At 64.9% G+C, this 20330-nt stretch carries 20 protein-coding genes; 7 read left to right on the plus strand and 13 right to left on the minus strand.

Annotated features, from left to right (window positions below):
* Window positions 1-575 (plus strand): acyl-CoA dehydrogenase family protein (locus tag ACI48D_RS12845; RefSeq protein ID WP_435571609.1); only part of this gene is annotated, 575 nt, incomplete at its 5' end.
* A gap of 65 nt (window positions 576-640) precedes the next feature.
* On the opposite strand, the gene ACI48D_RS12850 is transcribed toward ACI48D_RS12845, so the two are convergent.
* The 12 genes from ACI48D_RS12850 to ACI48D_RS12905 form a co-directional block, all read right to left on the minus strand.
* A complete protein-coding gene (locus ACI48D_RS12850) occupies window positions 641-1321 on the minus strand; it encodes an OmpW/AlkL family protein (RefSeq protein ID WP_435571610.1) in 681 nt (226 codons plus the stop codon).
* Window positions 1322-1349: 28 nt separating this feature from the next.
* On the minus strand, window positions 1350-2705 hold the full coding sequence (locus ACI48D_RS12855) for an SGNH/GDSL hydrolase family protein (protein ID WP_435571611.1): 1356 nt from the start codon (window positions 2703-2705) through the stop codon (window positions 1350-1352).
* Between the two features lie 223 nt (window positions 2706-2928).
* Window positions 2929-4449, minus strand: a complete 1521-nt coding sequence (locus ACI48D_RS12860; protein ID WP_435571612.1) for an alpha/beta hydrolase family protein — start codon at window positions 4447-4449, stop codon at window positions 2929-2931.
* Window positions 4450-4580: 131 nt separating this feature from the next.
* Window positions 4581-5618 (minus strand): L-threonylcarbamoyladenylate synthase, encoded by a 1038-nt coding sequence (locus ACI48D_RS12865; protein WP_435571818.1) that lies wholly within the window; start codon window positions 5616-5618, stop codon window positions 4581-4583.
* Between the two features lie 26 nt (window positions 5619-5644).
* Entirely contained in the window at window positions 5645-6841 is a 1197-nt protein-coding gene (locus ACI48D_RS12870) for a 5-(carboxyamino)imidazole ribonucleotide synthase (protein WP_435571613.1), read from the minus strand.
* 13 nt (window positions 6842-6854) lie between these two features.
* On the minus strand, window positions 6855-7355 hold the full coding sequence (gene purE, locus ACI48D_RS12875) for a 5-(carboxyamino)imidazole ribonucleotide mutase (RefSeq protein WP_435571614.1): 501 nt from the start codon (window positions 7353-7355) through the stop codon (window positions 6855-6857).
* A 1-nt stretch (window position 7356) separates the two neighbouring features.
* Window positions 7357-8253, minus strand: a complete 897-nt coding sequence (locus ACI48D_RS12880) for a phosphoribosylaminoimidazolesuccinocarboxamide synthase (RefSeq protein WP_435571615.1) — start codon at window positions 8251-8253, stop codon at window positions 7357-7359.
* 191 nt (window positions 8254-8444) lie between these two features.
* Window positions 8445-9509: a class II fructose-bisphosphate aldolase gene (gene fba / locus ACI48D_RS12885; RefSeq protein WP_435571616.1), complete on the minus strand. Its 1065-nt coding sequence runs from the start codon at window positions 9507-9509 to the stop codon at window positions 8445-8447.
* 79 nt (window positions 9510-9588) lie between these two features.
* Window positions 9589-11058 (minus strand): pyruvate kinase, encoded by a 1470-nt coding sequence (pyk, locus tag ACI48D_RS12890; RefSeq protein WP_435571617.1) that lies wholly within the window; start codon window positions 11056-11058, stop codon window positions 9589-9591.
* A 55-nt stretch (window positions 11059-11113) separates the two neighbouring features.
* Window positions 11114-12328 carry a phosphoglycerate kinase gene (locus ACI48D_RS12895; RefSeq protein WP_435571618.1) on the minus strand — a complete coding sequence of 405 codons (1215 nt, stop codon included), beginning with the start codon at window positions 12326-12328 and terminating at the stop codon, window positions 11114-11116.
* A 48-nt stretch (window positions 12329-12376) separates the two neighbouring features.
* Complete coding sequence (locus ACI48D_RS12900) at window positions 12377-12721, minus strand: AzlD domain-containing protein (protein ID WP_435571619.1); 345 nt, start codon at window positions 12719-12721, stop codon at window positions 12377-12379.
* On the minus strand, window positions 12714-13463 hold the full coding sequence (locus ACI48D_RS12905; RefSeq protein ID WP_435571819.1) for an AzlC family ABC transporter permease: 750 nt from the start codon (window positions 13461-13463) through the stop codon (window positions 12714-12716). The genes ACI48D_RS12900 and ACI48D_RS12905 overlap by 8 nt, the downstream gene beginning before the upstream one ends.
* Before the next feature lie 159 nt (window positions 13464-13622).
* On the opposite strand from ACI48D_RS12905, the gene ACI48D_RS12910 reads away from it, so the two are divergent.
* From ACI48D_RS12910 to ACI48D_RS12920, 3 genes are all read left to right on the plus strand, one after another.
* Window positions 13623-13817: a zinc-finger domain-containing protein gene (locus ACI48D_RS12910; RefSeq protein ID WP_435571620.1), complete on the plus strand. Its 195-nt coding sequence runs from the start codon at window positions 13623-13625 to the stop codon at window positions 13815-13817.
* Window positions 13818-13880: 63 nt separating this feature from the next.
* Window positions 13881-14906 carry a YheT family hydrolase gene (locus tag ACI48D_RS12915; protein WP_435571820.1) on the plus strand — a complete coding sequence of 342 codons (1026 nt, stop codon included), beginning with the start codon at window positions 13881-13883 and terminating at the stop codon, window positions 14904-14906.
* Window positions 14891-15493, plus strand: coding sequence for a DUF2946 family protein (locus ACI48D_RS12920; protein ID WP_435571621.1), 603 nt, complete (start codon window positions 14891-14893; stop codon window positions 15491-15493). Before ACI48D_RS12915 ends, ACI48D_RS12920 begins: the two co-directional genes overlap by 16 nt.
* A 3-nt stretch (window positions 15494-15496) precedes the next feature.
* On the opposite strand, the gene ACI48D_RS12925 is transcribed toward ACI48D_RS12920, so the two are convergent.
* The gene (locus ACI48D_RS12925) at window positions 15497-17293 is read right to left on the minus strand and encodes a M48 family metalloprotease (protein ID WP_435571622.1); all 1797 of its coding nucleotides are present in this window, start codon (window positions 17291-17293) and stop codon (window positions 15497-15499) included.
* A gap of 97 nt (window positions 17294-17390) precedes the next feature.
* Between ACI48D_RS12925 and moaC the strand changes: the two genes are divergently transcribed.
* The 3 genes from moaC to ACI48D_RS12940 all read left to right on the plus strand — a co-directional run bounded on the left by moaC (window position 17391) and on the right by ACI48D_RS12940 (window position 20268).
* Complete coding sequence (moaC, locus tag ACI48D_RS12930) at window positions 17391-17888, plus strand: cyclic pyranopterin monophosphate synthase MoaC (RefSeq protein WP_435571623.1); 498 nt, start codon at window positions 17391-17393, stop codon at window positions 17886-17888.
* 134 nt (window positions 17889-18022) lie between these two features.
* Entirely contained in the window at window positions 18023-19009 is a 987-nt protein-coding gene (locus ACI48D_RS12935; protein WP_435571624.1) for an integrase, read from the plus strand.
* Window positions 19010-19515: 506 nt separating this feature from the next.
* A complete protein-coding gene (locus ACI48D_RS12940) occupies window positions 19516-20268 on the plus strand; it encodes a hypothetical protein (RefSeq protein ID WP_435571625.1) in 753 nt (250 codons plus the stop codon).
* Window positions 20269-20330: the final 62 nt, after the last annotated feature.

Genomic DNA, 20330 nt, shown 5'->3' on the forward strand with positions numbered 1-20330 from the left:
GCCTCTCAAGCCCCGCCATCCACGGCAAGTTCGGCCTGCGCGCCTCCGTCACCGGCGAAATTGTCATGGACGAGGTGTTCTGCCCCGAAGAAAACGCCTTCCCGGAGGTGCGCGGCCTGAAGGGTCCGTTCACCTGCCTGAACTCGGCGCGCTACGGCATCGCCTGGGGTGCGCTGGGCGCGGCGGAAGACTGCTGGCACACCGCGCGCCAGTACGTGCTGGACCGCAAGCAGTTCGGCAAACCCCTGGCCGCGAACCAGCTGGTGCAGAAGAAGCTGGCCGACATGCAGACCGAGATCACGCTGGGCCTGCAGGGCTGCCTGCGCCTGGGCCGCATGAAGGACGAGGGGACCGCGGCGGTCGAGATCACCTCGATCATGAAGCGCAATTCCTGCGGCAAGTCGCTGGACATCGCCCGGGTCGCGCGCGACATGCTGGGCGGTAACGGTATTTCGGACGAGTTCGGGATCATCCGCCACATGGTGAATCTCGAGGTGGTGAATACCTACGAAGGCACGCACGACATCCACGCCCTGATCCTGGGCCGCGCGCAGACCGGCATCGCGGCGTTCTGATCGCGTAACGCCGCGACGTAAAAAAACCCCGCCGAGGCGGGGTTTTTTCATGCCTGAAAATCAGCTCAGAACTTGTAGCCGACCGACAGGATGAACGAGTCCGGATCCAGCTTCACGTGCTGATGCTGGCCGGTCGAGAAGTGCAAGTCGGTGCGCAGACGGGTCTTGATGTAGGACGCGTTGGCGAACCACTTCTCGTTGACGTTGTACTGCAGACCGAGCTGGCCGGCATAGGTCCACTTGTTGTCGATGCTGAAGGTGGTCGCGGTGCCGCCGCCCGGGTTGGTCAGCGCGGTCATGCCGAACGAACCGGTCTCCTTCTGGAACATGGCGTAGGCCAGGCCCAGGCCGACGTAGGGACGGATGCGCGAGCTCGGGTCGAAGAAGCGGTACTGCAGCAGCGCGATCGCCGGCAGGGCTTCGACGGTGCCGAGCTGGCCGGTACCGGTGATGGCGCCGGCGCCATACAGCTTGTGCTTGTACGGGGTGCCGACCGCGGTCTCGACCGAGATGTTGTCGGTCAGGCCGTAGGTGATGACGGCCACCGGCTGGGTGTCCTTGCTGACGTCGCCCAGCGAGTTCGGCAGTGCCGGCGCCGAGATCGGGCCGCTCTCGACCTTCGGCTTCAGCTGGTTGGCGCCGACCGACACGGTGAACTGGCCCTGCGACTGCGCCGCGGCGCCAGTCGCGACGGCCAGGGTGCCTGCGGCGACCAGCATCTTCACGACATTGATACGTACTTTCATGTTTTCTCCTGATTCTTATTCGTGAAAATTACAGCCAGCCTTTGACTGCCATCTGCTCCAGCATGTAGCGCGCGATCAGCGAGTACTCGAACGGGGTCGGGTGCACGGAGTCGGCAAACATGTAGTGGCTGACGTCGCCGGCGATCAGGTTGTTCTTGTTGCACACCAGCGAAGAACCCAGCGGATTCTTGGCGGGGCTCAGGTCGCAGGCCGGGGTCGTGGTGTTGGTCAGGCCGTAGGGCGCCGGATTGGTCGCCTGGTCGCGGCTGATGGCGGCCAGGTCGACGTACAGCACCTTCGACTCGCCGGCAACGGCGGTTTTCAGCTGGTCGTTGAAGGTGGCGACCATGGCTTGGATCAGCTTCTGGGTATCGGCCGATTGCGCCTTGGCCGACGGCGAGATCGACACGTCCGGCAGGTTGTTCACGACCACGTAGTTCGCGCCGTTGGCGACCAGCTGGGTCTTGACCAGGGCGCCCAGTTCGGCGCCGGCGGTGGCCATGGCCTTGACCAGGTCCGGACCGTGGGCGGTCGAGTAGGCGGTCCCGGCGGCGGTCGCTGCGGCACCGGCGGTGGCGCCGATGGTGGCGGCGTTGGCGACGGCGGCGGTATTGCCGTTCTGGGCGGCGGCGCCGATCGCGGCGGCGATGATGGTCTGCGGCGTGGCCGTCGGCTTGGCGGCTTCAGCCTGGATCGCGGCGCCGATCGCGGCCACGCCGGTCTGCGGGTTGGTGGTGCCCGGAGCCAGCTGGGTCACCAGGCTCTGCGCCAGGGCCTGGCCGCCGGCCGCGGTGGCGGCGGCCGACAGTTCGCCCAACTGCTCCAGCACGTCGTTGCCGCCTGACATCACGATGACCAGCTCGTCGCCCTTGAACTTGCCGTTGACCTTCTTCAGGTGGTTGACGATCTGGGTCACGACCGGCACGGTCATCTGGCCCAACGAGATCGCGCCCGGCTTGTCGAGCGCCTTGTTGCCCGGACCGATCGGATTGGTCACGCGGGCGCCGCCCTGGGCGTAGTTGAAGCATTCCGGATGATCGGTCACCGGCACCGAGAAGCCGGCGGATGCGGTGCCCTGCAGGCCGGTCTGGGCCGCGCATGGCGCAGGCAGACCGAGCTGGGCGGCCATCAGCGTGGTGTAGTTCTTGCCGGTCAGCTCAGGAGCGATCGAGGTGTTGTTGCCGTTGATGGTGTACTGGCCGCCACCGAGGGCTGCAACGCCGCCGACGGCATAGGTGCCGACGTCGGAGAGGCTGTCGCCGAAGGTGATCTGGCTACTGAATTTGGTCTTGGGCGTCTGGTCGCCGCCGCGTGGGCCATTGCCACCGCAGGCGGTCAGGACAGCTGCGGTCAGCAGCGCGAGCGCGAAAGAGGTCTTACGCATTGTGTCTCCTAGATGAGGTTTTCTTTTGCTTTGAAACGAACGCCCGTGCTATTCGTATCACAACTAATATGCCAGTGTTCAACGTGCTTGTATAGCGGAAAAGCCTTTCGTACCATGCCCTGCAACAATATTTGCAACACGGTACGAATGAAGCCCGGCGGCGCTGGCGATTATAGCAACGCTGCCGAGCTTGTCCTATGTAAAAAGTGGCGGGAACGATGACCTAGCGAGCCAGTACCGACTGGAAATAATCGCGTGTCGCGGCCATGCAGAAAGGCGCCACGAGGCCGGCGTGGTAGCTGGACGCGACGGCGCCGTCGCCGTTCGCCGCGCGCAGGAGAGTCCGGGCCGTCACGAACCCTGCTTTCGCACTGCGGAAGGGGTCGTTCAGGCTGGGCTTGTCGTCGATATCGAGCTCGGTGATCGCCGCGCCGCGCGCACGGAAATACGCGGCCGTCGCCGTGGTATTGAAGTACGGCACGGTCGGGTCATCGTGACCGCCGCACAACAGGGTCGGCGCGGCCGGCAGGTAGCTGCGCAAGTCGTTGCGCACCAGCCATTTACGCAGATTGTGTTGAGGCGCGCAGTTGAGCGGCGCGGTGGCGCTCTGGTCGCAGGGGTGAAGCGCCATGTCCGCCAGGTAGCCGGCACGGTAGTCGCTGCGGATCAGGTTGTTGGCGCCGAAGTACTGGGTATGGCCCGGCGCCTGCGGCATGGAATCGGCCGCGAACAAGCTGCTCTCCGGCAGCTTGCCCTGGCTGACCAGCTCGCTGCTGCCGAGGGTGCCCGGCACCAGGTCGACGATGGTGGTGGCGTACTGCGCCTCGTACACGTCGGCGGGGGTGCGGTAGATCGCCGCGCTGGCGTGCTGGGCCGCGTTGATGATGGTCGGCACGATGACGGTCGCGCCGTCGCGCGGCGCGCCGCCGAACAGGTCGTCGCCGAAGCGGGCGATCGCATACGGACCCGACATGCCGGCCGCGGCGGTGAGCGTGAACTCGGCGTTGCCCAGCTCCTGCATCGCGCGCTGGGTCGCCAGCGCCACATAGCCGCCCTGGGAATAGCCGGTGACCATCAGCTTGCCGGAATCGCGCACGCCGATGGCGTCGAAGCTGCTGCGCGCCGCGCGCAGGCCATCGATCATGTCGGCCGCTTCCTGGATGCGGTCGAGGTAGGGGTGATAGCCGAGCGAGGAGCCGCCGTAGCCGGCGTAATTGGGGGCGACCACGATGAAGCCCTGGGCCGCGAACACGGCGGCGGCCAGGCGGGCTTCCGTGTTGTTGGCGATGTCGGCCATGTCATACGACTTCTGCAGCGAGGTGCCATGGGCGTACAGCAGCACCGGGCGCGAGCTGCTGCACGAGTTGCCGCTGCCGGAAGGCACGAAGATGGCTGCGCTGGCATCGGTCGTTTCGCCGGCGCCGCCGATGGTGTTGTAGTGCACGCGGTAAACCGAGACCGAACACTGCGGCTGGCCGGCCACCGCCAGCGTACCGGTCTGGGCCGATTCCAGGAAGCCGGCCAGCACGGACGGCGACAAGGTGGCCAGGCTGTTGCCGCCGACATTCACGGCGACGGATGCGGCCTGGCCGACCAGGCTGCCGCGGGCGAGGCCGGGCAAGGGAGCGGGATTGGTGACGCCGACCGGGGTGCCACCGGTCGTGGTGCCGCCGCTGCAGGCGGCAAGCAGGAGGCCCAGGCCGAGGCTCAGGCCCGGGGTATGGAGCGGACGCAAGGATTTCATGATGACAAACGGGACAAAGTGCCAATTTCGAGGCATAAAAAAACGTCGTCCCCACACAGGCGGGGACGACGATAGTTCAGTTTCCCGAAAGCATGCACTCTGCATGCGTTTTTGAGAAGCCCTGGTTTGTATCAGAGGTCGGTAGTGTTGTTTATCAGTCCGTGCACGATGCCGGTGGACCCATGCGCAGCCCGGCGCAGGCGGTCGTTGACGCCCAGCCAGGCGCCATCCTGCGGCGGCGCCTCGACCAAGATCAGGTCGGCGCCGGCGCCGTCCATCGTGCGCAAGGCCGCGTACAGCGCGTGCGCAAACCCTTCCGGCGTCGGCGGCAGGGCGACCTCGGCGTGCACGGGCGGCAGCGCCGAGTAATGGATCAGCGCAACCTTGCGACCGGCTCCGTGCAGGCGCTCCAGGGTCGCGGCCAGGGTGGCCGTGTCCTGCATCGCGACCGGCGTATGCGGTGCGTAGTGCGATTCGAGGGTGCCGGAAGCGCGCGGAGCCGAGGGGTCTGCCCCGAGGGCGTCCGGACGGACCGGCATCCGGTCGATCACGGCGGCGATGCTTTCTGCCGAGATATGGCCAGGGCGCAGCAGTACCGGGCCATGGGTGGCAAGGCGCGACAGGTCGACGATGGTCGATTCGATCCCGACCTCGCTCTGGCCGCCGTCCAGCACCGCGGCGATGCGCGGATCGGCCCCGAATTCATCCCGTACATGCTGGGCCGTGGTCGGGCTGACGTGGCCGAACTTGTTGGCCGAGGGCGCCGCCACGCCTCCCCTGCCGCCCTTGAATGCCTGCAGCAGGCGGATCGCGACCGGGTGCGAGGGGCAGCGGATGCCGACCGTGTCCTGGCCGCCGGAGACGGCGTCGGGGATGTTCGGGGCGCGCTTCAGGATCATGGTCAGCGGGCCGGGCCAGAAGGCGTCGGCCAGCTGCCGGGCCTCCGACGGAATCTCGGCGCACCAGTAATCCAGTGCGGCGCCGGGCGCCACGTGGACGATCACCGGGTGGTCCTGCGGGCGGCCCTTGGCGGCATAGATGGCGGCGACGGCTGCCGGATTCTCGGCGTCGGCACCCAGGCCGTACACGGTTTCGGTGGGAAAGGCGACCAGGCTGCCGGCTTCGAGCGCGCGCGCGGCGGCGTCGATGTCGGCCTGGCCGGCTTCCATTGCTTGCTGCTGGGTCACGCTGCGGGTCACAGCTGAATTCCCAGGATCGCGCAGGCGGCCTCGAACTGGCGCTGCGCTTCATGGAGCGTCGGCGCGACGAAGGTCAGGTGGCCCATCTTGCGGCCGCGGCGCGGGTCGTTCTTGCCGTACAGGTGCAGGTTCGCGCCCGGCAGCGCCAGGACCCGGTCCCAGGCCGGTTCACGCAGCTTGTCGCTGTCACCGTCGAACCAGACATCGCCCAGGATATTCAGCATCACCGCCGGCGAATGCTGGCGGCAATCGCCCAGCGGCAGGCGCGCCATCGCCCTCACCTGCTGCGCGAACTGGCTGGTGACGCAGGCGTCGATGGTGTAGTGGCCGCTGTTGTGCGGACGCGGCGCCATTTCGTTGACGACCAGCGAACCGTCCGTCAGCACGAAGAATTCGATGCACAGCACGCCGACATAAGCGAGTTCGGCGACGATGGCGCGCGCCGCATCCTGCGCCGTCGAGGCGCACTCGGCCGAGACGTTCGGGCCCGGCACCGTGGTCGTGAACAGGATGCCGTCGCGGTGCACGTTCTCGGCGATCGGATAGACCACCGAGGCGCCGTCCGCGCCGCGCGCGGTCAGCACCGACACTTCGTAGGCCAGCGGCAGCATCTTCTCCAGCAGGCAGCTCACCTGCCCCATGGATTCCCACGCCGCGCGCACGTCCGCGCGGGTGCGCACGCGCACCTGGCCCTTGCCGTCGTAGCCCATGCGCACGGTCTTCAGGATCCCGGGCAGCAGCTCGTCGGAGATCGCCTCGACGTCCTGGAGTGTCGCGATGACCTTGTGCGGCGCCGGCATCACGCCGGACTTGGCGGCGCAGGCGACGAAAAAGGATTTCTCGGCGATGCGGTCCTGGGCCACCGACACGCCGTGCGCGTCCGGGGCGACGAACACTGTTTGCGCCAGCCTCGACAGGCTGTCGGCCGGGACGTTCTCGAACTCGGTGGTGACCGCTGCGCACCGGGCTGCCAGCGCATCGAGGCCAGCGACGTCCGTGTACCCGGCCTCGACCAGGTGCTCGGCAACCTGCCCGGCCGGACATTCCTTCGACGGTTCGAGCACGGCGACCTTGTAGCCCATCGCCTGCGCGGCCTGGGCGAACATGCGGCCGAGCTGGCCGCCGCCCATCACGCCCAGCCAGGTGGACGGGTCGGCGGCGGGCAGCAGGGGTTTCGGTTGCTGATCACTCATCACTCATCACTTATCACTGAGGCGGCAGGGTCATGGCCTTCGCGGCCTCGGTCTGTTTCGCGCGGAAGTCTTCCAGCTGCGCGGCCAGCGCATCATCTAGCGCGGCCAGCATCGCCACCGCCGTCAGGGCCGCGTTGGCGGCGCCGGCCTCGCCGATGGCGAAGGTCGACACCGGCACGCCCTTCGGCATCTGCACGATCGACAGCAGCGAATCCTCGCCGCGCAGGTAGCGCGACGGCACCGGCACGCCCAGCACCGGCACGATGGTCTTGGCGGCCACCATGCCCGGCAGGTGGGCGGCGCCGCCGGCGCCGGCGATGATGGCGCGCAGGCCGCGCGCACGGGCGCTGGTCGCATAGGCGAACATCTCGTCCGGCATGCGGTGGGCCGAGATCACTTGCGCTTCATGCGGGACGCCGAACTGCTCGAGGATGGCGACCGCGTGCTGCATCACGTCCCAGTCCGAACTGGAACCCATGATGATGCCGACGACAGGTTTGTTCTGGTCCGCCATCTCAGACCTTCAGCTTTTCGCCGGTCAGGCGTTCGATGGCCTCGAAGTACTTGGCCTGGGTCTTGTCGACGACGTCTTGCGGGAGCGGCGGCGCCGGCGGGGTCTTGTTCCAGTCCTTCAGCGTTTCCAGGTAGTCGCGCACGAACTGCTTGTCGAAGGACGGCGGCGACATGTCCGGTGCGTAGGAATCCGCCGGCCAGAAACGCGAGGAATCGGCGGTCAGGACTTCGTCCATCAGGTGCAGCACGCCCTTGTCGTCGAGGCCGAATTCGAACTTGGTATCGGCGATGATGATGCCGCGCGTGGCCGCGTATTCCGCGGCGGCGCTGTACAGCTTGATGCTGACGTCGCGGATCTTCTCGGCCAGTTCGATGCCGATGCGCTGCTCCATCTCTTCATAGCTGATGTTTTCGTCGTGCTCGCCCAGGTCGGCCTTGGCGGCCGGGGTGAACAGCGGCTCGGGCAGCTTGTCGGCCTGGCGCAGGCCGGCCGGCAGGTGGATGCCGCAGATCGCGCCGGTGGCCTGGTAATCCTTCCAGCCGGAACCGATGATGTAGCCGCGCACCACGGCCTCGACCAGGATCGGCTTCAGGCGCTTGGCGACCACGGCACGCCCCTTGACCTGATCCACTTCTTCAGGCGCCACCACGGATTCCGGCGCCACGCCGGTCAGGTGGTTCGGCACGATGTGGCCGAGTTTCTCGAACCAGAAGTCGCTCATCTGGTTCAGCACCATGCCCTTGCCGGGGATCGGCTCGTTCATGACGACGTCGAAGGCGGACAGGCGGTCGGTGGTGACGATCAGGATCTTGTCGTCGCCGACGGCATAGTTGTCGCGGACCTTGCCGCGGCCGAGCAGTGGCAGGGAGGAAATAGTGGATTGGTAGAGGCTTTTCATAGAGGGGATATCTTGATAAAGCGAAACCGGCGGGGGTCCGCCGGTGAGGAGTGCGATATTTTACGTCATTTTTGACGCGCTGCCGCATTAGCGCGGCATTCACCCCGTCGTTCCCGCGAAGGCGGGAACCTAAGTTTGGCCAGTATGCCTCGAACTTGGGTCCCCGCCTGCGCGGGGACGACGGCTATTACTTACTGGACGATCTGCGCCAGTTCGCCAGCCTTGTAGCGCTCCGCCATCTTGTCCAGCGGAATCGGCTTGATCTTCGAAGCCATGCCTTCGCAGCCGAAGGAGATGTAGCGGGCCTTGCAGATCTGGGTGGCGGCTTCGCGGGCCGGCTTCAGGTAGTCGCGCGGGTCGAACTTCGATGGGTTCTCGAACAGGTACTTGCGGATCGCGGCCGTCATCGCCAGGCGGATGTCGGTGTCGATGTTGACCTTGCGGACACCGTGCTTGATGCCTTCCTGGATCTCTTCGACCGGCACGCCATAGGTTTCCTTCATGTCGCCGCCGAATTCGCGGATGATCGCCAGCAGGTCCTGCGGCACCGAGGACGAACCGTGCATCACCAGGTGGGTGTTCGGAATGCGCGCGTGGATTTCCTTGATGCGGTCGATGGCCAGGATGTCGCCGGTCGGCTTGCGGGTGAACTTGTAGGCGCCGTGCGAGGTGCCGATCGCGATCGCCAGCGCATCGCACTGGGTGCGGGCGACGAAGTCGGCGGCCTGGGCCACGTCGGTCAGCAGCTGTTCGCGGGTCATGGTGCCGTCCGCGCCGTGGCCGTCTTCCTTGTCGCCCTTCATGGTTTCCAGCGAACCGAGCACGCCCAGTTCGGCTTCCACGGTGACGCCGATCGAGTGCGCGAATTTCACGACTTCCTTCGACACGTCGACGTTGTATTCGTACGAAGCGACCGATTTGCCGTCGGCCTCCAGCGAACCGTCCATCATGACCGAGGTGAAGCCCGAACGGATCGCGGCCATGCAGACCGCCGGCGACTGGCCGTGGTCCTGGTGCATCACGACCGGGATGTGCGGATAGGCTTCGACCGCGGCATCGATCAGGTGGCGCAGGAAGGCTTCGCCGGCATATTTGCGGGCGCCGGCCGATGCCTGCATGATCACCGGGCTGTTGGTGGCATCGGCCGCGGCCATGATGGCCTGGACTTGTTCCAGGTTATTGACGTTAAACGCCGGCAGGCCATAGCCGTGTTCGGCGGCGTGGTCCAGCAGTTGACGCATTGATACGAGTGCCATGGTTATGCTCCAAACAATAAAAAAACTGTGGTTGGAACCTCGCCCGTCACCGTCGTCTCCGCGGGGACGACGGGCTTATTTACGAGGTTTCCTTCAAAAAATTTTCCGCATCGCCCACGCGCACGATCTTGAGCGCATTGGTGCCGCCGGCCTGTCCCATCGGCGAGCCCCAGGTCACAACGATCAGGTCGCCCTTGCGTACGACGCCTTCGCGCATGAGGAGTTCCTCAGCCTTGCGCAGCACGGCGTGGCTGCCGCCTTCCTGCAGCAGGTGGAAGGCGCGCACGTTGCGGTACAGCGAAGCCTTGCGCTCGGTCGTCTGCGACGGGGTCAGCGCGAAGATCGGGGTGTCGATCGAATGGCGCGACATCCACAGCGCGGTCGAGCCGGATTCGGTCAGCGCCACGATCGCCTTCACGCGCAGGTGGTGGGCGGTGAACAGGGTGCCGTAGGCGATCGACTGGTCGATGCGGGTGAACTGCACGTTCAGGAAGTCGGCTTCCAGCTTGTTATATTCGGACTGCTCGGCTTCGACGCAGATCGCCGACATCATCTCGACGGTCTCGACCGGGTACTTGCCCGATGCGGTCTCGGCCGAGGTCATCACGGCGTCGGTGCCGTCCAGCACGGCGTTGGCCACGTCCGACACTTCGGCGCGGGTCGGGACGGCGTTGACGATCATCGACTCCATCATCTGGGTCGCGGTGATCGCCAGCTTGTTGGACTCCCTCGCCATGCGGATCATGCGCTTCTGCAGCGCCGGCACCGCCGCGTTGCCGACTTCGACGGCCAGGTCGCCGCGGGCGACCATGATGCCGTCGGAGGCATCCAGGATTTCCTGCAGCACCGGAATCGCTTCGGCACGTTCGATCTTCGCGATCATCATCGGCTTGTGGCCGAAGGGCTCGCCGGCGATGTTGGCCAGCTGGCGTGCCATTTCCATGTCGGTGGCGCTCTTCGGGAAGGAAATCGCCAGGTAGTCGGCCTGGAAGCTCATCGCGGTCTTGATGTCTTCCATGTCCTTCGAGGTCAGGGCCGGCGCGGTCAGGCCGCCGCCCTGGCGGTTGATGCCCTTGTTGTTCGACAGTTCGCCGCCGACCCTGGTGGTGGTGTAGATCTCGCTGCCGACGACCTTGTCGACGACCAGCACGATCAGGCCGTCGTTCAGCAGCAGCTTGTCGCCCGGCTTGACGTCGCGCGGCAGCGCCTTGTAGTCGAGGCCGACGCGTTCCTGGTTGCCCAGCTCGCCGTTCTCGCCCCACTTGGCATCCAGGATGAAGGCGTCGCCGTTGTTCAGGAAGATCTTGCCTTGCTCGAATTTACCGACGCGGATCTTCGGACCCTGCATGTCGGCCATGATCGCCACTTCGCGGCCGCACTCGGCGGCCGCGCGGCGTACCAGGGCAGCGCGATCGATGTGGTCCTGCGCCCGACCATGCGAGAAATTCAGGCGCACGACGTCGACGCCGGCGCGAATCATCTTGACGAGAATGTCGAAATCGGTCGATGCAGGGCCGATGGTTGCTACGATCTTGGTGCCACGGTACATGGTTATCCTTCAAGGAAAAGCGCAAGCTCGGCTGCGCTAGGGTCTCACTCGGCTTCTACTGGGCGCTGCGTTGCAGCAGGATCTCAACCGCCGGCAGCGTCTTACCTTCGAGGAACTCGAGGAAGGCGCCGCCGCCGGTCGAGATATAGCCGATCTGGTCGGCAATATTGTATTTTGCAATGGCAGCCAGGGTGTCGCCGCCGCCGGCGATCGAGAAGCCCTTCGACTGCGCGATGGCGGTGGCCAGGGTCTTCGTGCCTTCGGCGAACTGGTCGAACTCGAACACGCCGACCGGGCCGTTCCAGACGATGGTGCCGGCCTTGGCGATCTGGTCCGCAAGCTGGGCCGCGGTCTTCGGACCGATGTCCAGGATCATGTCATCGTCCGCCACGTCTTTCACATCCTTGACGGTGGCGGCGGCGGTCGGCGAGAACTCCTTGGCGCACACCACGTCCACCGGAATCGGCACGGTCGCGCCGCGCGCGGACATCTTGTCGATGATGGTCTTCGCTTCGCCCACCAGGTCGGCTTCCATCAGCGATTTGCCGACGTTCAGGCCGACCGCCTTCATGAAGGTGTTGGCGATGCCGCCGCCGACGATCAGGTTGTCGACCTTGTCGGCCAGGCTCTGCAGGATGGTCAGCTTGCTCGACACCTTCGAGCCGGCGACGATGGCCAGCAGCGGACGCTGCGGCGCGTGCAGGGCTTTACCCAGTGCGTCGAGTTCGGCGGCCAGCAGCGGACCGGCGGCGACCACGGGCGCGAATTTCGCGATGCCGTGGGTGGTCGCTTCGGCGCGGTGCGCGGTGCCGAAGGCGTCGTTCACGTAGACGTCGCACAGCTTGGCCATCTTGCGGGCCAGTTCGTCATCGTTTTTCTTTTCGCCCTTGTTGACGCGGCAGTTTTCCAGCAACACGACCTGGCCCGGCGCAACGTCCACGCCGTCGACCCCGCTGTTTACCCAGTTTTGCTTCAGCTCGACCGGCATGCCCAGCAGCTCGGACAGGCGCTTGGCGACCGGCGCCAGGCTGTCTTCCGGCTTGAATTCGCCCTCGGTCGGACGGCCCAGGTGGGAAGTCGCCATCACGGCCGCGCCCGCCTGCAGGGCGGCGCGGATCGCGGGTACCGAGGCGCGCACGCGGGTGTCTTCGGTAATGTTGCCGGCATCGTCCTGGGGGACGTTCAGGTCGGCGCGGATGAAGACGCGCTTGCCTTTCAGCGCGCCCTGGTCGATCAGGTCTTGCAAGCGGGTGAAATTGAGGACAGCCATGTGAGCGTGTATCCGGAGTGGAAATAGTGGAAAAAACGTTATTTTACCTTAGCCGATGTTGCCGAAAACATGAAACACACGCAACAGTGTCAGCACCAGCATGCCGAATACGATGGTTTGCAGCATCGCGCGCCGCCACAGGTAAAACCCGAGCGCAGCCAGGCCGGCCAGCAGCCTCGGATTCGCCAGCGTCACCTGCAGCTCGCCCTGCGGCCCGAGCACCATGTCGGGAAAGACGATCGCGGCCAGCGCGCAGGCCGGAGCATAGCGCAGCATTTCCTGGACCCGCGGCGGGATCGTCACCCGGTGGCCGATCAGCCAGAACGTGCTGCGCGTGCAGGCCGTGGCCACGCCCAGCACCAGGATCACGACCCAGATTTCCCAGTCAGCCATGGCCGATTCTGCCCCTTCGATTGCGTTTTTCGATGATTTCCTCGTAGGCCATCGCGGTGAGCATGCCGGCCAGCACCGCCGCCAGCAGGCCCAGTTTATAGGGCAGTCCGTGCGCCAGCAGCGCCGTCACACCGGCCACCAGCACGCCGCACAGGGCCGCGCTGTTGATGATCAGGGGTACCGTGATGCACAGGATGGCGAGCGAGCCGGCAAAGCCGAGCTGCCATTCGGCCGGCACGGCGCTGCCGAGGAAGATGCCGATCAGCGACCCGACCTGCCAGGCGATCCAGTTCGGATACATCAAGCCCTTCAGGAAGGCCAGCTTGCCGGGTTCGGGCGCCGGCGTCGGATAACGCTGCAGGAACAGGGCGATCGAGACGTCGCCGGAGATGTAGCCGAGGTAGAAGCGCTGCCATAGCGGCAGGCGCGAGAAATGCGGACCCAGCAGGGCGGAAAAGATCACGAAGCGCAGGTTGACGACCAGCGCGGTCAGGAAGATCACCCAGACCGGGGCGCCGGCGGCGATCAGGGGCAGCGACGCCAGCTGGGCGGAACCGGCGAACGCGATCAGGGTCATACCGCTGGCCTGGCCCACCGTGAGGCCGCTCTTGACCATCGCGACCCCGACCACCATGCCCCAGGCGCCGATACCGAACAGGGTTGGGAAACCGGTCTGGAAACCTTCGCGCCAGCCGCGCGCATCGGCTTGCGGATCGACCGGCATGTCCGGGTGCAGCTGCATGGAAACCAAGGGCACGGCGGATGGGGAACGGTCGGACATGGAACAGGAAAACGTCTACTCGACAATAATCGACCACTATTCTACCGGACCATTCCGGCAATCAGTGTGAATCCGTTAAAATCGCAGTTTCGAATAATTCCCAATGACGGAGAGTCAAACATGAACGAGAAGACCATTCCTGTGGTGGAACTGGAAGCCAAGGACCTGCCGGCCTACTGCCCGAATCCGGCGATGCCGCTGTGGTCGTCCCACCCGCGCGTCTTCCTGGATTTCGATCACCACGGCCATGCCAAGTGCCCGTACTGCGGCACCCAGTACCAGCTGGCGCCCGGCACCACGCTGTCGCACCATTAATTTCGTAGCGCCAGCCGGGCCGTGAGCCACTACTGCGCCGAGTGCAGCGGCCTGTTCGCAGGCATGCCGGACTATCGCGCGCCGCTCTGGCTGCCCGGCGGCCACTTGCAGACGATCTACCCGGCCGTCGCCATCACAAAGCCGGACGTCGCCTTCCGGCGTGAGCGCTGGGACACGCCCTGCGGCCAGGATTTCATCGACGTCGATTTCGTCGACGGCCAGCCCGGCATGCCGTTCGTGATGCTGTTCCACGGTCTGGAAGGTTCGTCGGACAGCCATTACGCGCGCGGCCTGATGGCGGCGCTTGCGGCGCGCGGCTGGCATGGCGCGATCCCGCATTTCCGCGGCTGCTCGGGCAAAGCCAACCTGGCGCCGCGCTTTTATCACTCGGGCGACGCCGAGGAGCTGGACTGGATCATTCGCCGCCTGCGTCCGCGCGCATCAAGCCCGTTCTACGTGGCCGGCGTCTCGCTGGGCGGCAACGCCCTGCTGCGCTGGCTGGGCGAGCAGCAGCATGGTGCCGAGATCGTCGACGCCGCCGTGAGCGTCTCCGCGCCGCTCGACCTGGCGGCCGGCGGGGCGGCGCTCTCGAAAGGCTTCAACCGCCTGTACACGCGCATGTTCCTGGACACGCTCAAGCCCAAGGCCCTGGCCAAGCTGGAGCGCTTTCCCGGCCTGTTCGACCGCGCCGCCCTGCTCGCCTCGAAGGACCTGTACAGCTTCGACAACGTCGTCACCGCGCCGCTGCACGGCTACCGCGACACCGATGACTACTGGCACCGCGCCAGCGCCAGGCACGTGCTGCACGACATCACCGTGCCGACCCTGGTGCTGAACGCGCGCAACGATCCCTTTTTACCGGGCCGGCACCTGCCGGAGACGGCCGCGCCATCGGTCACGCTGGAATATCCGGCCACCGGCGGCCACGTCGGCTTTCCGGTCGGCCCCTTTCCCGGACACATCGACTGGCTGCCGCGCCGCATCCTGCACTTCTTCGACCAGGCGGGCGGACAGCGCCGTCAAGGCGAACATGCGCGCGCCGGCGGCCGCCCAACTATGCCAAGCTTGGACACATGGACGACATCGTAAAACAGGCAATGGCCAAGTGGCCGAACGTGCCGCACTGCTATGGCTGGCTGGCACTCGACGCGCGCGGCACCTGGCGCATGCGCGACGAGGCCGCCCAACGCGCCGGCGCGCCCGGCGACAGGCTGAGCAACGCCGCCCTGGTCGGCTTCATCAACCGCAACTACCTGCACGACGAGCGCGGCTGCTGGTATTTCCAGAACGGTCCGCAACGGGTCTACGTGAACCTCGACACCACGCCCTTCATCGCCCGCACCGACCCGGCCCACGGCTTCGTCCTGCACACCGGCCAGCCGATGCCGGCACCCGAACAGCTATTCATGCCGGAAGACGGCAGTATGCTGATCCGCGCCGGAGAATGTCTGGCCCAGCTCGACGACCGCGACGTGGCCCAGCTGCTGCAGGCGATGGAACTGGACGGCAAGCCGGCCGTGGATGAAGGATTGCTGGCGTGGCTGGAGGGCGGCCCGGGCCGGCTGGCCCTGCGCTGGCAAGGCCGGGAGATCGAGGTGGAACGCCTGGCGCCGGATGAAGCGCCACGGCGCTTCGGCTTCGTGCAGAGGCCGGACCTGCTGACGGCCCAACAATAATATTTACTGACTACGCAAGGGCAAGGGATCGGTGAGCCGGCCGGGATCACGGCCGAAAGGCGCACCGCCCGCCGTCCCTCTTCCGGGGCCGGCCGCGGAACCCGGCCCGAATGCCGGGCCCGTTCCGAATCCCGATGCGGGCACGGTCTCGCTGCTGGTTTCAATTTTGAGCTTCGGTCCGCCATCGGGGCCGGCCGCCCATTTGTCCTTGTCCTTCTTGTCCTGCTTCTCGTCGCGCTGGCGCTGCTGCAGCTCGCGCTCGCGGGCGTCGATCACGGCTTGGTCGTAGAAAGACACGTCCTGGGCCTTGCGCGCCATGTTCAGCTGGTCGACCGCGGCCGGCACCGCGCCGCTCAGGACATAGGATTCGGCCAGCGCCATATGCTGCAGCGCGATCTTGCCCTGGGCCGCATAGGTCTTGGCCAGCTGGTCGTAGAGCTTGGGCTCTTCGCGGTATTGCTGGACCTGGTCGCGCAGGAAGGACGCCGCCTGCTCGAGCTTGCCGGACGCGATCATCGCATCGGCGTACTGGCGCGCCAGCATGCGCGACAGCGGGAATTTCTGGTGTGCCTGTTCGGCTTCCTGCACCGCCTGCGCCTGCACTTCCGGCGGCTGGCCGGGTGCCAGCTTGATCTCGACGCCGAGGCTGGCGAACATGGCCGCGCCGTCCGGGCCGCTGCGCTCGGCCGACAGCACGCCGGGCCGCGGCTTCATCGATCCCTTCGCCTTGTCGAGCCAGCCCTGCGCCGTCTTCAAGTCTCCCTGACGGAGGGCGAGGAAGGAGAGTCCGTACATGGCGGCGGTCTGCTGCTGGGTGTTGTCCTGCTTCAGCTGGCTCTCGAAGGCCGCCTTGGTATCCTCGCGGCCCTTCGCGCTTTCGTCCTGCAGCACGCGGGCGCGCGCGCGCACCAGGTGGAAGTCGATCGCGTCCGGCCGGATGCGGCCGGGCTTGGGCGCTTCGCGGATCCGGTTCTGGATGTCGGCGATACGCTCGCCCGTCAGCGGGTGGCTGGACAGCCAGGCCGGCGCTTCGCCGTAAAGACGGGTGGTTCCCTGCAGGCGCTTGAAGAAGGACACCATGCCGGAGGTGTCGTAGCCGGCCGCGCGCATGGTCTGGAAGCCGACACGGTCGGCCTCACGCTCGGCATCGCGGCTGAAATTCAGCTGGCGCTGGATGGCCAGGCCCTGCCCGCCCATCACCACGCCCATCGCCGCATCGGCGCCGCCGCCGGCCTTGCCGACCAGCGCCGCCAGGATCAGCGCCGCCAGCGGCAGCAGCGCATCCTGCTTCTGCTGCCCCAGCATGCGCGCGATGTGGCGTTGCTGCACGTGGCCGATCTCGTGCGACAGCACCGAGGCCAGCTCGGACTCGTTCTGCGCCGCGATCAGCAGCTGCGAGTGCACGCCGATGAAGCCGCCCGGCAGCGCGAACGCGTTGATCATCGGATCGCGCACGGCGAAGAAGAAGAAATCGGCATTCGTCTCGCCGCGCGCGCCGGGCGCGAAGGAAACCAGGTTCTCGCCGAAGTTGTTCAGGTACTCGAGGATGGCATCGTCGTCGAGGTAGTCGCGGTCGCGCCGGATATCGTTCATGATCTCCTCGCCGAGCTTGCGCTCGATGACGGGAGACAGGTCGACGCGCGCGGCATCGCCGAGCGTGGGCAGGCTGGCGTCGGGCGTGCGCAGGACGGGCGTGGTCGGCGCCGCCAGCGCGAGGGTGGCGGAAGCGCCGAGGCAGGCGGCCGTGAGCAGGGAGCGCCAGCGCGGGCGGCGGCGTCCCGGTAGTGAAAGCTGCAACATCGCTGGATTCGGGTTCGGTTTCACGATGCTATGATACCCGCTTCCGCGGCCTTGTCACCGTCGGGCTACGCACCGCTTAACCTTCTTTTAAGACGACATGAGTATTCAGGATTCGCCGCTGACCCACTTCGACGCCGCCGGCCAGGCCCACATGGTCGATGTCGGCGCCAAGCAGGAAACCCACCGCATCGCCGTCGCCGCCGGCACGATCCGCATGAAGCCGGAGACGCTCGAGCTGATCCGTTCCGGCTCGGCCAAGAAGGGGGATGTGCTGGGCATCGCCCGCATCGCCGCCATCATGGGCGCGAAGCGCACCAGCGACCTGGTGCCGCTGTGCCATCCGCTGCCCATCACGCGGGTGACGGTGGATTTCGAGGTCGACGCTGCCAATCATAGTGTCCACTGCCGGGCCCAGGTCGAAACTGTCGGCAAGACCGGGGTCGAGATGGAGGCGCTGACGGCGGTGCAGGTGGGGCTGCTGACCATTTACGATATGTGCAAGGCGGCGGATCGGGGGATGGTGATGACCAATGTGCGGGTGCTGGAGAAGCATGGTGGGAAGTCGGGGGATTGGACGGCCGAGATTGATAAGTGACTGATCTGCTTGAGGAATCGCCCCTGCTGTTCCGATGACAGCCTGAGTCAGCCGTCCAGCCATCTCATCCGGTATTAGCTGCTGTAAGCGAAGAAAACTGGTTCTTGTCCCACGCTCGTCCCACAGGAAGGCGTATGGCATCAATCAGGCAACGTTCAGGTACATGGCAAGCTCGTGTACGACGCAAGGGCTACCCGGACGAGGTAGCTTCCTTCAAGACCAAGACCGAAGCACAGGCATGGGCACGAAGCATTGAGTCCGCAATGGATCAAGGTTCGTATCAAAGCACCCAGTCCGCAAAGGACATTCTGCTTGCGGATGTACTAAAGCGATACATGCACGAGGTGACGCCCTCGAAACGAGGCGCTCAGCGCGAAGCCGAAGGCATCCAGTTCATGATGCGCCAGAAGATCGCGAGCTACAGCATGACGAACCTGACCCCAGCAGTGATCGCTGGATATCGGGATGATCGGCTGAAGACAGTCGGTGCAGGAACGATCATTCGAGAGTTAAGCATCCTCTCGGGCATCATTAGCCACGCTCGGAAGGAATGGAGCCTCCCAATAGCGAACCCCTGCGCTCTCGTCCGCAAACCTCCAACGCCACCGGGACGAACAAGACTCCTGACTACACAGGAAGAGGCACGGCTGCTCGATGAACTCAAACCTGTTCGCCGCAGAAGTCCTTGGATGGTCCCGCTGGTAATGCTGGCGCTGGAGTCCGCAATGCGACGTGGCGAGCTACTGTCATTGCGATGGGAGAACATTAACCGTGCTGCACAGACGGCATTCCTTCCCCTTACGAAGAACGGCACAGCGCGAACCGTTCCGCTCTCTAAGAAGGCTGTAGCGATACTGGAAGGGCTACCGAACTGCGGAACAGTCGGGCCTGTCTTCCCGATCTCCCACATGACCATGCACAACTGCTTTGTGGCCGCATGTCACCGAGCCGGGATCACCGATCTACGATTCCACGATCTGCGGCATACGGCCACGAGCCGCTTATCCGAGAAGCTACCCAACGTGATCGAACTAGCAGCTGTTACAGGCCACCAAACAATACAGATGCTGAAGAGGTACTACCACCCGAGAGCAGAGGTTATGGCACAGAAACTCGGATAGTGCAGCCGCCGCAGGACGTTACAGACCGGTCTTCTTGCTGGCTGAAGCCACGGAACCGGTTTGCAGCGTCTGTAGCCTTGCTGAGATGCGAGAGATATGCCCTACGGCGGTTGAGTGCGCCGTAGCTCGTCAACAGCTAGCTTCTATACACACGATAGAAAACTTCACACTAGCTAAGCAGAAGTACATGAGTCTGCACTCGTCGCCATCGTATTTACCCACTTTTATATGTAACGGCAAGATAGCTCATGTTCGGCCCTCAAAAAGCTAAACGGACGTTTAGCCTTTTGATCCACACATAAAACATCTTGTCAACATATTTTTGACGAAGCCGTTTTGCTGTGCGAAAATCCGTGCCCCGAGCTAGTACAGCCTGAACTGCTGCACTCCTCGTACAACCTGCGACCCGCTTCCGGCATAGGACGGTTCGTTTTTTTTCACTGTTAGGAAGCTTGCCATGCACAAGACAACCGACGCCGTTCGCGGCCTTGACCGAAAGGACATTTATGATCAATACAGCCTGCCTCCCCCGAGCCGGTAAATACCCGCCATTCCTACCGTACAACTTCTACGAAGCCCCGCAGTACGCGGCGTACCGCCCTCCAACGGCGATCACGCTGACCGAGCCACCTACTCCCGGCATTACCAAGTCGGCAGCCAGTCCGGGCGAAGCAGCCCCGATCAAACCACGAACGAAGAAAACGCGTCCAGCAACGCGACAAGCCGAGTGGGAACGTCAAGCACGAGCACGTGAAATCCACGGATGGCTAGACAATCTCCATCTCCTGCATGAGAACTACATCGCCACGAATAGCGACAGGCGAGGAATCACCCAACCACGTTGCAGCAGCGGCGCAAATACCGAACAAGCAATCGCCGTCAAGGCCACTGAGTCTGTAGCAAAGAAGGCCCGAGGCGCACCGAAGAAGGTAGCCCTGAACAGACTGAAACCGTACCTCAAGCATTTCATATTCCCACGTGAGGCACTTGCAGGGCTCCCGATGTTCGATGACATCGTTACTGGGGCGGTCAAGGATTCAGGCGGGAACACGAGGCCGCTGTCGAAGACGATGATGGTCTCGTTGCTTCAAGGTTTGGATCAGATCACAGCCGAGGCCATCCAAGAAGACAAGGGTCTGTCCTTGCGTCACTCTCAACGGATCGCTATGTGCCTTCGGATAATCGAACGCACGGCCTTTAAGGTGGCGCAGGCGCATTGGTACGCGCCGAGCGAGGTCGACTGGTCGGATCTGGATTAAACGCCACCTAATAAAGAGCCGTGCGTAAGCGAGGCTCGTGTACCTCTGAGTTGTACAGGTCA

The organism is Massilia sp. LXY-6, assembly GCF_051233485.1.
Classification (GTDB): domain Bacteria; phylum Pseudomonadota; class Gammaproteobacteria; order Burkholderiales; family Burkholderiaceae_D; genus Telluria.

What these genes read in the sequence shown, in the direction of transcription:
- ACI48D_RS12850 (WP_435571610.1), bottom strand. Translation starts at nt 1,321, where the DNA reads ATGAAAGTACGTATCAATGTCGTGAAGATGCTGGTCGCCGCAGGCACC.
- ACI48D_RS12855 (WP_435571611.1), bottom strand. Translation starts at nt 2,705, where the DNA reads ATGCGTAAGACCTCTTTCGCGCTCGCGCTGCTGACCGCAGCTGTCCTG.
- ACI48D_RS12860 (WP_435571612.1), bottom strand. Translation starts at nt 4,449, where the DNA reads ATGAAATCCTTGCGTCCGCTCCATACCCCGGGCCTGAGCCTCGGCCTG.
- ACI48D_RS12865 (WP_435571818.1), bottom strand. Translation starts at nt 5,618, where the DNA reads ATGGAAGCCGGCCAGGCCGACATCGACGCCGCCGCGCGCGCGCTCGAA.
- ACI48D_RS12870 (WP_435571613.1), bottom strand. Translation starts at nt 6,841, where the DNA reads ATGAGTGATCAGCAACCGAAACCCCTGCTGCCCGCCGCCGACCCGTCC.
- purE (WP_435571614.1), bottom strand. Translation starts at nt 7,355, where the DNA reads ATGGCGGACCAGAACAAACCTGTCGTCGGCATCATCATGGGTTCCAGT.
- ACI48D_RS12880 (WP_435571615.1), bottom strand. Translation starts at nt 8,253, where the DNA reads ATGAAAAGCCTCTACCAATCCACTATTTCCTCCCTGCCACTGCTCGGC.
- fba (WP_435571616.1), bottom strand. Translation starts at nt 9,509, where the DNA reads ATGGCACTCGTATCAATGCGTCAACTGCTGGACCACGCCGCCGAACAC.
- pyk (WP_435571617.1), bottom strand. Translation starts at nt 11,058, where the DNA reads ATGTACCGTGGCACCAAGATCGTAGCAACCATCGGCCCTGCATCGACC.
- ACI48D_RS12895 (WP_435571618.1), bottom strand. Translation starts at nt 12,328, where the DNA reads ATGGCTGTCCTCAATTTCACCCGCTTGCAAGACCTGATCGACCAGGGC.
- ACI48D_RS12900 (WP_435571619.1), bottom strand. Translation starts at nt 12,721, where the DNA reads ATGGCTGACTGGGAAATCTGGGTCGTGATCCTGGTGCTGGGCGTGGCC.
- ACI48D_RS12905 (WP_435571819.1), bottom strand. Translation starts at nt 13,463, where the DNA reads ATGCAGCTGCACCCGGACATGCCGGTCGATCCGCAAGCCGATGCGCGC.
- ACI48D_RS12910 (WP_435571620.1), top strand. Translation starts at nt 13,623, where the DNA reads ATGAACGAGAAGACCATTCCTGTGGTGGAACTGGAAGCCAAGGACCTG.
- ACI48D_RS12915 (WP_435571820.1), top strand. Translation starts at nt 13,881, where the DNA reads ATGCCGGACTATCGCGCGCCGCTCTGGCTGCCCGGCGGCCACTTGCAG.
- ACI48D_RS12920 (WP_435571621.1), top strand. Translation starts at nt 14,891, where the DNA reads ATGGACGACATCGTAAAACAGGCAATGGCCAAGTGGCCGAACGTGCCG.
- ACI48D_RS12925 (WP_435571622.1), bottom strand. Translation starts at nt 17,293, where the DNA reads ATGTTGCAGCTTTCACTACCGGGACGCCGCCGCCCGCGCTGGCGCTCC.
- moaC (WP_435571623.1), top strand. Translation starts at nt 17,391, where the DNA reads ATGAGTATTCAGGATTCGCCGCTGACCCACTTCGACGCCGCCGGCCAG.
- ACI48D_RS12935 (WP_435571624.1), top strand. Translation starts at nt 18,023, where the DNA reads ATGGCATCAATCAGGCAACGTTCAGGTACATGGCAAGCTCGTGTACGA.
- ACI48D_RS12940 (WP_435571625.1), top strand. Translation starts at nt 19,516, where the DNA reads ATGATCAATACAGCCTGCCTCCCCCGAGCCGGTAAATACCCGCCATTC.